The organism is Sphingobacteriaceae bacterium GW460-11-11-14-LB5 (assembly GCA_002151545.1).
Lineage (GTDB): Bacteria > Bacteroidota > Bacteroidia > Sphingobacteriales > Sphingobacteriaceae > Pedobacter.
This window is the reverse complement of the sequence record CP021237.1, coordinates 1162586-1174929: the sequence shown is the minus strand read 5'-3', so window position 1 is coordinate 1174929 and position 12344 is coordinate 1162586. Positions and strand designations below refer to the sequence as shown.

The 12344-nt window shown below is 44.7% G+C and carries 7 protein-coding genes, 2 tRNA genes and 1 pseudogene; 5 read left to right on the top strand and 5 right to left on the bottom strand.

What is annotated here, in order from left to right:
• Positions 1 to 11: 11 nt before the first annotated feature.
• The 3 genes from CA265_04920 to CA265_04910 are packed head-to-tail and all read left to right on the top strand — an operon-like array spanning position 12 to position 5534.
• Positions 12 to 1439 carry a hypothetical protein gene (locus CA265_04920; protein ID ARS39052.1) on the top strand — a complete coding sequence of 476 codons (1428 nt, stop codon included), beginning with the start codon at positions 12 to 14 and terminating at the stop codon, positions 1437 to 1439.
• A gap of 10 nt (positions 1440 to 1449) precedes the next feature.
• Positions 1450 to 3840, top strand: a complete 2391-nt coding sequence (locus CA265_04915; GenBank protein ARS39051.1) for a hypothetical protein — start codon at positions 1450 to 1452, stop codon at positions 3838 to 3840.
• A 2-nt stretch (positions 3841 to 3842) separates the two neighbouring features.
• Positions 3843 to 5534, top strand: coding sequence for a hypothetical protein (locus CA265_04910; protein ID ARS39050.1), 1692 nt, complete (start codon positions 3843 to 3845; stop codon positions 5532 to 5534).
• Between the two features lie 22 nt (positions 5535 to 5556).
• On the opposite strand, the gene CA265_04905 is transcribed toward CA265_04910, so the two are convergent.
• The 4 genes and pseudogenes from CA265_04905 to CA265_04890 all read right to left on the bottom strand — a co-directional run bounded on the left by CA265_04905 (position 5557) and on the right by CA265_04890 (position 9546).
• Complete coding sequence (locus tag CA265_04905) at positions 5557 to 6621, bottom strand: hypothetical protein (GenBank protein ID ARS39049.1); 1065 nt, start codon at positions 6619 to 6621, stop codon at positions 5557 to 5559.
• Between the two features lie 11 nt (positions 6622 to 6632).
• Entirely contained in the window at positions 6633 to 7898 is a 1266-nt protein-coding gene (locus CA265_04900) for a hypothetical protein (protein ARS39048.1), read from the bottom strand.
• Positions 7898 to 8998, bottom strand: a complete 1101-nt coding sequence (locus tag CA265_04895) for a hypothetical protein (protein ID ARS39047.1) — start codon at positions 8996 to 8998, stop codon at positions 7898 to 7900. The genes CA265_04900 and CA265_04895 overlap by 1 nt, the downstream gene beginning before the upstream one ends.
• A 237-nt stretch (positions 8999 to 9235) precedes the next feature.
• Positions 9236 to 9546: pseudogene (locus CA265_04890) on the bottom strand (hypothetical protein).
• A gap of 203 nt (positions 9547 to 9749) precedes the next feature.
• Between CA265_04890 and CA265_04885 the strand changes: the two are divergent.
• Both CA265_04885 and CA265_04880 read left to right on the top strand, forming a co-directional pair.
• A tRNA-Gly gene (locus tag CA265_04885) sits at positions 9750 to 9825 on the top strand.
• 67 nt (positions 9826 to 9892) lie between these two features.
• Positions 9893 to 9976: transfer RNA gene (locus CA265_04880), tRNA-Leu, on the top strand.
• A gap of 1484 nt (positions 9977 to 11460) precedes the next feature.
• On the opposite strand, the gene CA265_04875 is transcribed toward CA265_04880, so the two are convergent.
• Positions 11461 to 12333, bottom strand: coding sequence for a LysR family transcriptional regulator (locus CA265_04875; GenBank protein ARS39046.1), 873 nt, complete (start codon positions 12331 to 12333; stop codon positions 11461 to 11463).
• Positions 12334 to 12344: the final 11 nt, after the last annotated feature.

Here is a 12344-nt window from a genome sequence, read left to right as displayed (position 1 = left end):
ACCTAAACAAAATGGAAAATAATATTCTGGACTGCCTGATCTCGATTGCGATCATTCTCTTCCTCCTGAGCGTGATCGTGGAAAAGGTCACCCAGCTCATACGCAAATACTCGCCTTTCATCAGGCCGGGAAACTTGCTATACAAAACTTTTGCTACTCGGATCTGGCGGAACGTCAACAGGAAATCAAATGACCGGGGCCCCGAACAGAAAAAAAAGATCGAACGCGAGGTCACTTCATTAAGCCTGATCATCGGAATCCTGATTGCAGGGATTTTTCATATCGACCTGTTCGAAATGCTTAAGCAACCGGATCCAAGGATGGTCATATTCTGGGACCCACTTCCGACCTTCAGCACTCTGCTCGACTTCCGCCTGTTGGCCTCCATTGGCTTGACCGGATTCTTTCTCACCTTTGGATCCAAGTTCTTCCACGATCTTTTGGATATGCTTTATCAGGTGAAGAACATCAAGCGGAAACTTGCAGATGAGAACACCTTCAATGCGGAAGACATCGAACAGTTTGATGAGTATGTCTCCAAGCGGTATGGATCCATTATTCAGGATGCCATCAGCCAGAATCTTTCCGCGCTCAGCCCGAAAGGAACCATGGCCCCTCCGATGCACGGCAAGATGATGGAAAAAGGAAAGCTGGTGGACTGTATCGATATTAGGGTAATTACCCGAACCAGCCCGATCCTTCCCTCAAAAGTAGAAGTGAAGCTGGAAAAGGGGCAGGTGATTTTGGTTCCTGTCAACCTGGTCCCTGTTCAGGGAAATCCGCCTACGGTGCAGAGCCAACAGGGTGACCCGGTAGGCCTAGGAAGCAATTCAACTCTTGATGGAACCATCTGCTGCCAGGTAAAAAGGAATTCGGACGATAAACTGGGTCTGCTTACCTGTAGCCATGTGCTGGAAGGGGGCAACTCAACGAATCATTTTGGCAACATCAGTCCCTCCATTAGCGGTGTTGTAGATAAAACCAAAAATGGAAAATTCTTTTGGGCGATCTGCAACAGTAAACTGGATGCGGCGCTGATCAACATTCCAAACGACAATTTTTCCTACATCCACCCCACCAAAAATGCCAGACCGGTTAGCAGCGCAGACATCAAGGTCACCAAGGTCAGGGTCATCCGTCAAAAGGGAAGGATCCCCAAGAATGGAACGATCATTAATGCAAATGTACCCATGCCCATTGAAATCAAATATAGTGATGGGAATTTTGGGGTAATCAACCTCATGCTGCTCTCGGACATAAGTACCAAAAACGGGGTCACCAGTTATAGCTCGCTAAGCTTTCCCGGCGACTCCGGTGCATGCGTATACGATGAACACGATCACCCTATAGGGATGGTAATCGCTGCAGACAGCAATTTTACCTACGCCCTCCCTCTTGTTGAAATCCTGAAAGAAGCAGATTCGGTCATCCAATTATAACCCAAACAACATGAAAAAAAAATATTTTTACCTCGCTTTCCTTTTTCTCCTACTCTGCAGCCACCTGTCCAGCGCACAGGATCTGAACATTAATGTTACCAAGCTCCAGGATACCCAGTCTGTAGCAGCCAAGTTCGCCCAGGGCATCAAAATCATCTTTCAGGGTGAAAAGGCTTCCAAAGCACCGCCCATCACCATTTTAAGCGATCAGGGTGTTGAGCAAAAACCCGTGATCGAAAAAAGCGGCACCGACTATATTCTCAAAATCAGCTATAGCAACACCACCCGGATGCTGGAAACGATGTTAGCAGATGACCAAAAACTCAGCCTGAGCGGGAGTCAGGGCATCGGCATATATTATATGCGCAAATTTATCAGAATCAAAAACAATGACAATAGGGAAGAACCGCCCCAGAACAAAAATACCAATGTTTATAACTCGGCACTCCAGGATGCGTTAACATTATCTGACCTATTCAAAAAGGGCGATAATGGGATTTATATTTTATTGGCCAAGCTTAAGCATACCGATGAGAAAGACCCCAAGGAGCTGGCGAAATTATATGGGGACAATGCTTTTATGAAGAAATTCTTCGAAGAGCTTAATGCCAAGAGCATGAAAGAAACTGCTGCAGGAATTAACTCAGGTGGCATCGCCCAATTCGGCGCCAAGGCTCTTGGCTGGGACGTTACTAGTGCAACAGACGGCATGGCCAAATTCCTGGTCGAGCGGAGCAAGCAGGAACTCAGTATCGCCTTCTTCAGACGGTTTAAGGAACTTATCAACAAACCCGAATACCGGGATGCACAGATCCTTTTTCCGCGCACCATGGAAACTTTAAATGTGATCGATCGGGACATCTATATGTTCGAGAACTACATCTCGACCTTGAGGGAAAGCTTTAAGGAGGATCTCTCATTGCTGCTTGACAGGATGCCAAAGGTTATTAAAGAAGGCAGGTTCAGTGTTTATTTCACTGACCATCCCGACCTCAAATATTCTGCGCTGATCGGCCTGTTTATCGCCATGGAGCTCACCGAAGGAAATCATCCGGCCGACATCATCCGTGATCTTCCCACTGATTACATCGATAAGATCAACAACACCGACCTTAAGTCCAGCATCAAACTTGTCCAGATTATCTCCGAGTCCCTAAGATCTCCCGATGAAGGAAAATATTGGGAGACAAAAGAGAAATTAAAGCTGCTAGCTAGCTCCGAAAACAACTTTCTTGTCGCCAGACTTTACCTTGGACTACTTTATGAACAGGTTAGCGAAATCTCCTTTGGTGGGGAGAAGCTAACCGCTGCATTGAACAAACTTGCACCACAGGCCGAAAAGGTTCAAGAAGCGATCGCGCTCATCAAACAGATCGGTGAAAAGTGCAGTTCCATTGAAAGTGCTCTGGCTGAGCTCAAGGAAAAAAAGAACGAACAGCCCCGGATCGAGCTTTACCACCGGATCTTCCTCTCCTCGACCGAGATCATCGAAATACTCTCAAACAATGAGAAACTGGCGGCACTTGGCATCACCAATCCCCTAGCTGTAAAGATTCCCGAATACCTGGCCTATACCAAGAATGCAGCAAACCTGGCGCTTAACCTCAATCGCAACAATTATGGTTCTGCAGTGGTTGATATCTTCAACCTTTATTCCCAGTATACTGGTCAACGGGACAAATCCTCAAATGAGCTCCAGACTCCGAATGGTGAAATCTATGTGACCAAACCCCAAACAGCAAACCTGGATGACCAAAAAACCAAAGAGGCAGCCGAAAAGGCCAGCGAAAAAGCCAATGAAGAATCTTCAAAAACAGCAACTTTTATCAAAAAATACGGGAATTTCATGGCTAATGTGGTGAACGCTTCCAGCTCGTCAGACATTTCCGCTGCGATCAAGGCAGTCGCCCTCCCTGTAGGCAGTGCTTCGATGAAAAGACAGAACAGTTTCAGTATTTCCTTAAATGCGTATGTAGGTCCTTACGTGGGGTCAGAAAAAATCCATGGTCTTGACAACAGCTACAAACTAAATACTGCTGGATTGACCGCTCCGATCGGAATTGCCATCAATAAGTCCTTTGGTTTTAATAAAAAGGCTGGTTGGTCGGCAAGCTTATTTTTATCCATCGTTGATATTGGGGCGCCGGTCGCCTTTAGGTTTAAGGATGATGAGACCGAGCAGATCCCAACTATCAAGCTAGGCGATATCATTTCTCCTGGAGCTTTTATTTCACTGGGGATTCCAAAGGTTCCCATTTCATTCAATATCGGTTACCAGACCGGACCGCTCCTGCGCAAGCTCTCGGATACAGTTGCCGAAAAAGCAGATACCCGTTATTCCAGGATCAGTGCCGCATTTGTGTTGGACATCCCATTATTAAATTTTCTTAAAAGCAGATAAGCATGGAAAGCAACCAAAAACTAATCAACCCACTTGACAAGATTGCCCTTAGCCTCTCGGGCGGAGGCTACCGTGCTGCTTCGTTCCATCTGGGAACAATGGCCTATCTTAACCGGCTTATTTATGATAAAAATCCTCTTCTACAGAATCTTCGGATGATCTCTACGGTTTCGGGAGGAACGATAACCGGGGTAGTATATGTACTCATGCGGAAACAGAAAGTAAGTTTTGAAAAGATCTATGAGCTACTGCTGCAACAACTGGAAAGCCTTGATCTGGTGCGGACCGGGATTACACAACTCAATCCGGACGCGGTCTGGAAAAACCCCGGAAAGACGAAGAACCTGATCAATGCCTTCGCCGAGCAGTATAAGAAACATTTTACCGGGAATGCAGTAATGGCGGAGCTTCAAATCCTTCCCGACAAACTCGAACAGGTCGTTTTCAACTCGACCGAGTTCAGCAATGCCATCAACTTTCGCTTCAAGAACATTAGCCTAAGTCTAACTTCTTATGCTGGAAACTTTTACAACCGGATCTACGGACCGGAGCTGGATGAAGTCAGCATGGCCGACATCATCGCGGCTTCGTCCTGTTTCCCGGGCGGATTCGAGCCTATGCTCTGGCCAGACGATTTTATCCACGACCAAAGCCCGAACCTGAGCGCATTAAAAGCGAGCAACCTTGTAAAACAGCAGCCACCAATGGGGGTAATGGATGGTGGCATTTTTGACAACCAGGGAATCGACAGCATCCTTTCTTACAGTAAAGATCCATATTTTGACCTGATTATCATCTCAGATGTTGCCTCTCCCGACATGCAGGCATTCAAACCATTTATTCCAGGGCCAAAGGAGGGCATCAAGGCATATACCTATAGCCAACTCAAGACCACGGCGCAGCGGATCGATCAGCGGATCAATACTATCTTATCACTCTGCCTACTGCTCTTCCCGTCCCTGCCGCTTTTCTGGCACTATGAGCACAACATTGCCACTGGCATTTTTTTAGGACTGAGCGGAGTTACTATGACGCTGATGATTTCCAAAAACTATCTTTTAAGGCAGTTCCAAAAGGGAAGATCATGGTTAGCTGCAAAACTTCTGGCCCTGATCCCAAAATTCTATCAGGAAAAGCTTTCGGCACTCGATATTGACCAGCTTTCGCTCCACCGGCTCGAGCCACTGATCATGGACAGGGCAAACTCCCTGATCACCCTACTGATCGAGGTATTTCTCAAAATTGTGCGTAGGCTGAACTACAATACCCTTTATGAGGACGAGCGCTATAAGTTTAAGCGGATAGACAACCGCATCAAAGAACTGACCGAAGCGGATTTCAAGAAACGCCAAAAGGGAGATTACGATACCCTGATCGGCAAGAACATTAAAAAAGTAGCAGAGGAGGCTGCCACATGCGGGACATCCCTCTGGTTCACCGATACGCAGGTACTTGACCAGACCTTGAGAAAGCTCATTGCATCGGGTGAGTTCACCATGTGCTTCAACATGAAGATCTACCTGGAAAAGATTATGACGGATAGTTGCAGTGGCTATGCCGAAATGGATACCACCAATAAGACACTCATCGATGAAGTCTATGCGCAGTGCATAGCAGATTTTGATCGTTTCAGGAAAGATCCCTACTTTATGTATGATGAGATGGCCGCAAAGCCGGCCGTCGCAAAGCGCTAAAGAAATGTTGGGGACTTGCCGATCAGAGCGAGATCTCCAACATTCCTTTCTTTCCATAAGTGGTGGAGTAACCGTGCATAAAGCAAAGGTCAGCATCCTCCCAGATCGAATTATGTTTGGTGCGGTAATTAAAATAAAGTTTTACATCGGCTGAAGAACGCTTGATGATCCTGGCAATGGTCTCCTGATGGGGATGGCCATAGATAGAACCATTGGTGGAGATCACAAAATGGTTGCAGTCTAAAAGTTCAAGAAGCTCCGGACTGGTATTTCCGCGACTCGCATGGTGGGAGATTTTGCAGAGATCCACCGCAAATCTGCCTTCGGGCTGAAGCCTTTTCAGGCTCTGATAAATCTGGCCTGGCTGCGCATCGCCCAGTAATAGGATTTTTCTGCCTTCAAACTCAAGCAGAAAAGCGAGGCTGCTGGCATTGGCCTCAGCACGGTCCTCTTCAAACTTCATTGCATTGAGCGCATCTACATTGATGGCTCCATAAGCTTGCTCATCACCCCTCTTCGGTTCCGCCTTTTCAGAACCAAATCCCGACTCAAGTTTCAGCTTCAACAGTTCAGCCTCCCATAACGGTTTGAGATCAAAAAGGTGCTGAAGAGAAGGGGAAAGCAGGGTAATTTTGAGCCCACCACGCAGTTCAAAAGCTGGAAGAGGTCCCTCCTCGGGTACAAAAAGCGCAGCTCCGCCAACAATATCGTTCCATTTCAGATTGTGCCGAAGTAGATCTCCGGTCATCAGCTCGCCCTGTCTGGAACCATAAGCTTCTTCACCCGGTCTTTCCGGAGAAAGGTGGTGATAGCCGTTGAACCAAAAATCCCCAACTTCAAAACCGAGCGCATCTGCTTCCAGGATTCGCTGAACCCCTTCAATGTGGTCCTTATCAATATGGGTAACAGCCATTATCTCTAGTCGGTTATGCCCATCTGGCAATCCATTAAGAAAGGAAAGGATTTCTGATCGCGTCCCTCCTGTACCCCCGTCGATCAGAATATATTTGAGGTTTCCGGCATCACCATAACCTATCAGGATCGAATCACCATATCTGGCCGGAAAAAATCTAATGGTTAAACTCATTTCAGTATTTGTTATTGATCAAATAATCTATCCAAAAATCCACGGTCATTTCGGTCAGTCAATGGGATTTCTTCTCCATTAATCTTACGCCCGGGGTTAATTACAGTGGTATTCTTTTGGCTCCAGTCGATCTTTCCGACGTAAGTATCCACCATCTCCAGCGCAGCTGCAATTTCTCGATCCCGTCCCTTGGCAAGGGTATGGAGCTGTTTTAAGCCATCGAATAATAGGCGGACGCCTTCTGTGTATAAAGGAATTCCCCGTTGCTGCGCTTCAAGCAGCCTCTCCCTCACCCTTAATTCATCACCAGGTTCATTCACACCATCATTGATCATCTGCCATGCGTGGATAATGCATCCATCAGGCATCCATCCAAACCAATTGGCCAGATTATTGGCCCAATTATGCATCCGCTCATAGTCCCTGATCTTGAGTAAAAAGTAACCGCCGATCGCCGCTGCCGCTGCATCGCGACGCTTCTCCTGAAACAACATCTCTGCTGCCACTGCCCCATCAAAAAATGACTCTGCCTGGATCATACTGCCATTGCTCATCAGATTCAAGAGTGATTCTGCAATAGAGTTTTCGGACATCAGTTTAATCTCGATGGGAATTGACTTCTCTTCAATCGGATTAAGCCTGATCTGTACGGACATATGCTGATTGAACGGACAGCAAAGCAGGATCGGTTCATAGCGGTTGGACTCGAGGAGCAACAAAGTGGTTTTACCGCTAAAAAAATCATGATTCAAAGGTCCATCCCTTAGCTCAGAATCGCTGAAGGTGATGATGGTCTCGGGAAGAAAATTACCCGCATGAAGGTAAAGACGCTTGAGCTGGAACTGAACACTTCGGTCTATTTCATACTTGAAGATGCTTCCAGATTTATCATTATCCAGATCAATTCCTCCCGAAGTTCCTGAAGGTGCATGCATTTCCAGATTGCTTTCTTCGGAAAGTATAAAATCCATCTCCTGGGGACCGGAGAAAGCTTTGTCTTTTTCCACGAGGTCCTCAAGATCAAAGTCTACTGATTTATCGCCTCCCTCACGAACATCTACAACCTTACTATACTGCTCACCGGTTGAAAAAGAAAGTTTTACCACGTAAAGCGCGGGATCAACATCGAGATAGTTAAAACTGTTTCCGGTAATCCATTTGGACTGCACCCGGTTAAGATTTTCATCCAGGAGCTCAACCTGTTTTGCCGTTTTAAGTGCAAAATCATTTTTAGAGGATACATCTCCAAAAATCCTGATCTTATTATTTCCTGCCATTACAGTTCGACTTTAACGTTAAAAATCTGCCTGATTCCGGGTGCGACCACCTTTTTGAAATCCGTTTTGTTCTGGTAATGTGGAACGGTAAAATTGACGGACATCTGATAGATCCCTGCTGGAATCTTTACCTTCCAGGGCGCAACTTCCGGGGCCCGACTCTGGCTTCCAGCTGCCCCCATATAAGTGAAACTTGCCAACGGCACTGCATCGGCCGGAATACAGTCCAGTTCAAGTTCGGCATCGGGATGCTTGGGCAGCTTAATGAAATTCCCTGGCTTATTGATCGTTGCGGTACAACGCTGGGCTGATGAATCCTTTCGCTGCGCAAGGGAGAGCCAATTGTTGATATTCGGCGGAAAATCTGCCGTTGAGATGATACATTCCGCACCGTTTTCCGCGCCAAAGCCTCTCAATCCACTTAAGATAGCTTCGAGAAAATAACTTGTTCCGCCCTTGATCCCGAATGCCTGCTCATTTGCAGCAGATCCGAGGACAGTCAGGTTATGGATGCACTCAGACTGAAGATTATCAATCACATCCACATTGGGCACTACGATCGTATTTCTCATCACATCGGCAGTTACGGACCGGCAGGCATCCACGAAAAAAAGCTGGGTCTTTGCCCTACAGGCATGAAAGGCCATTCGGGTAGCACTAAAGGGAATACATGAATTCCAGGGATTTGCAGGAAACCTTCCAAAATCTGACAGGACAAGGTATTGCTCCTGCGGCATCCCAAAGCCATGTCCGGCATAGTAGAATACCGCTACATTATCCTCATGGGAACTGCAGCGCTCTTTCCATTCCCAATATGCTCTTTCCACATTCGCCCTGGTTGCCTCTTCTACCCCATCGGTCAAAAGCTCAACACTACCAAGGGGTGAGATCCACGAACTGCTTGTTTGAAGCGCCATTACCTCATCATAAAAGGCATGTGCCGAAATCACGGTAGAATCCAACTGTCCAAGTCCCTTGGCCAAGGCAAAGGTCTGTACCTTTTCCTCGTCACCCCCTGTAAGGTATGGATAATGGCCAACCCCGATAATCATTACATGAGTCTGGGGGCCGGGCTTGATATCTTTAAATCTAATTGCCATAGTTTTTGAAGCTAGCACCTAAAGACATAGCTAAATCGGCAGTCCCTGTTATGAAGAGGCATAACCATGGTAACCACCATCCGATCTCGAGCCCCAGAATTTAGATACACTAAAATAGCGATTTTATTTATAAACCACAAAGAAATAGACGATTACCATTCTAAAAACGCTAAATGATCTTTCAATCCTGATCTCACTCTCTGCAATCATTAACACTTTATTTGTCCAGATATGAAATTATATACCCCTTATAGAATTGACACAATATCCTACCGATATGATTAAATCAAGACTAGAATACATTAAATCCCTATTTACCTTTCTTTCTCCTTCTTCTCTAACTGTTCGGAAATTCCGAACAGTTGATTCTTTATCCAGTTCCTAGGATTGAAAAATATGTTTAATATGTTCGCTAAGTTTGCCTCGCTACGCTGAAAAAGTCCAACAATCTGGATCTAGGTAAGCCAAATTGTTTCATTTTCAAGCCTTACGACTATTTTTGTTTCACCATCTTTAGTGTGATAAACAAGAATTTGATCTGTTTTCATGGTATTAGATTATACAATATAGAATAACCGTGCTATTATTTAGAATCCACCAATAAGAAAATCATTTCATAGCAAACCTTATTTTTATCCCTTTGATTTTGAAGCACTAAGCATTTTATTCAAAAAATTTATTTTATTTTTTTGATTTGGAAAGTTTAATTTCTATATTTGCAACCCCAAAGGAATACAACAAGTATTCATTTGCGAAAGTAGCTCAGTTGGTAGAGCACGACCTTGCCAAGGTCGGGGTCGCGAGTTCGAATCTCGTCTTTCGCTCTAAATGCCTTCCTCACAGAAGGCATTTATTTTAAAGTTAACCTACCGAAGGATTTCGGAACAGGCTAATGCTCGGGTGGTGGAACTGGTAGACACGCAGGACTTAAAATCCTGTGCTTTCAAAGGCGTGCGGGTTCGATTCCCGCCCCGAGTACACAAAAAAATCGAACGAAAACCTTTCAGAAATGAAAGGTTTTTTTGTTTACAGTCATTTCTTATAGACCGAAAGGCTAATGGTTGATAGTGGAACTGGTGGACGCGTCCCGACCTAAGTCGGGATGCTTTCAAAGGCCTGCGGGTTCGATTCCCGCCCCGAGTACACAAAAAAAATCGAACAAAAACCTTTCAGAAATGAAAGGTTTTTTTGTTTATAGTCATTTCTTATAGACCGAAAGGCTAATGGTTGATAGTGGAACTGATGGACGCGTCCCGACCTAAGTCGGGATGCTTTCAAAGGCGTGCGGATTCGATTCCCGTCCCGAGTACTGGACGGGACTAACGTCCCAAGGTTAGTAGGCTTCTCAAATTTGAGAAGCCCATTTTCATTTATACCCAATGTGTTACTTAAAAATATTGAATCAATAGCGTATGTTCTAAACTTCCCTTCACAATACTGCATATTTCAATGAAACTGGTCAATCCATTTCGGGCCAAACTGTACGCGAATTTGATTGCCGGGCGGCTGTCTAAAATGTCCCTTTCCCTCTGAACAAAAACAGGCCTCGACCTCAAATTTCCTTCTTCCTGGAGCAACCAGATTCATCTAATTCAGGTTCACATCCAACCTATCCCCTAAGGTCAACAACGGCTCTTTAATTGAAAACCATAGAGGAATTACACCTAAAAGACGCGCCACAGCATCCAAACCCCACCAGACAGATCGAAGATTGCATCTAGTAGTAATTAACGCCTGAGCCTTTTATTTAGCCTGAACTTATAAAATTAAATGGAATTGCCAAGAGAAGAAATTCTGATCCAAAGATCAGCACCGTCAGTTTGGTCCGAAACAGCTCGTCAGTTTGCAGCGAAATAGAGTGTCAGCATAAATGCGAAACGCGTGTACACTTTTGCCGAAATACGCAGTAGCCGGTATGGCTACCTTTACAACAAAGGAAATAGAGGAATCAATCTCGTTGTTGGAAAAAATGGAAGGATTTCTGAAGGACATGATTGATAAAAATGTTTACACTATTTAGCGCTTTATTTACCTGAATCCCGTAAAACAATTTTACCTAAAATTGAACCTCTATCTGGTCAAGCGCGAACTTGAATTAAGAGCTTTTATGCAAAGTCGTAAAAATGGAACAGGACTATATGGTGCTCGATTTCCGGAGTTTTATTATCAGACGAATTCTTATTTGCCGCATGAAATTGGAATAGGAATTTGTATCTTTGGGTTGATAAGGATTGTAGTACTTTGAGATCATTTTTTAAGTAATGCAGGCTTTGAATAGTAAGTAATTTAAGATCCTGTCTATTGGCCCGAGCGCGTCATTCGTGCGTTCTAGCCTTTCAGAATAAAACATATCTGTATATCAAGGGGTTAAGACCACAGTTCGATTCCCGCCCCGAGTACACAAAAAAAATCGAACAAAAAAAGCCATCAGCAATGATGGCTTTTTTTGTTTAACAACTAATTCAATTCTTGTTACCTTCCTCAAAAAGGCTAATAAATCCTTGCAAAGCGGGTGTAAGTGGTAAATCTTTACGATAAACAAAAAGGGTAGTCATTAATCCAAGTTCGCGCGGAAGGGCAAAAGTTTTGATATTTTTACCACGATAAAAGCTGGAGATAATTTCTTTAGGCAAAAAACTAAAGCCAATACCTGATTCAATAAAATTAACTACACCTTCTATCGAATTCATAACCGTTTTATGATATTGATCAATCCCCTTGCTTACCAGCCACGATTCGAGCCTGGCCCTAAATACACAGCCCTGATCGAACACTATCGTTTTTACCGGTTTCTTATTCAATAAATCGTCAAGCGTTTTGCAGTCGCCCGGCGCAACCACAACAATTTCTTCTTCTTTGATTTTGATCTGATGCAATTCCTGAACATCTATTGGAGCTGGCACAAATGCCGCATCGAGCCTATAATTTATTACATCATTTAAAAGGGTCGGGCGCATGGCCGATTTAAATTCTAGCTCAACAAAAGGAAATTTAGCCGCAAGTTCGTTAACCAGCTCCGGTCCCTTAATCGTCATCATCGTCTCCAAAAAGCCAATTTTGATCTGCCCTCTAACCAAATCACTTTTACCAATAGCCCTCTTTGCTTCGCTAATGATGTGGTTAAGCTGCTTGCTGTACTGCATCAATGTTTCACCTGCAGCTGTTAGCGCTACCTTTCTCGATGTTCTGGTAAACAATGGCGTGCCGAATTCTTCTTCCAGATTTTTGATACGGGCAGTAACGTTCGACTGTACTGTAAACATGGCTTCAGCAGCCCTGGTAAAACTACCATGATGGGCAACTGCTTCGAACAAATTTAAATCATTGGTATTCATAAATCACAAAT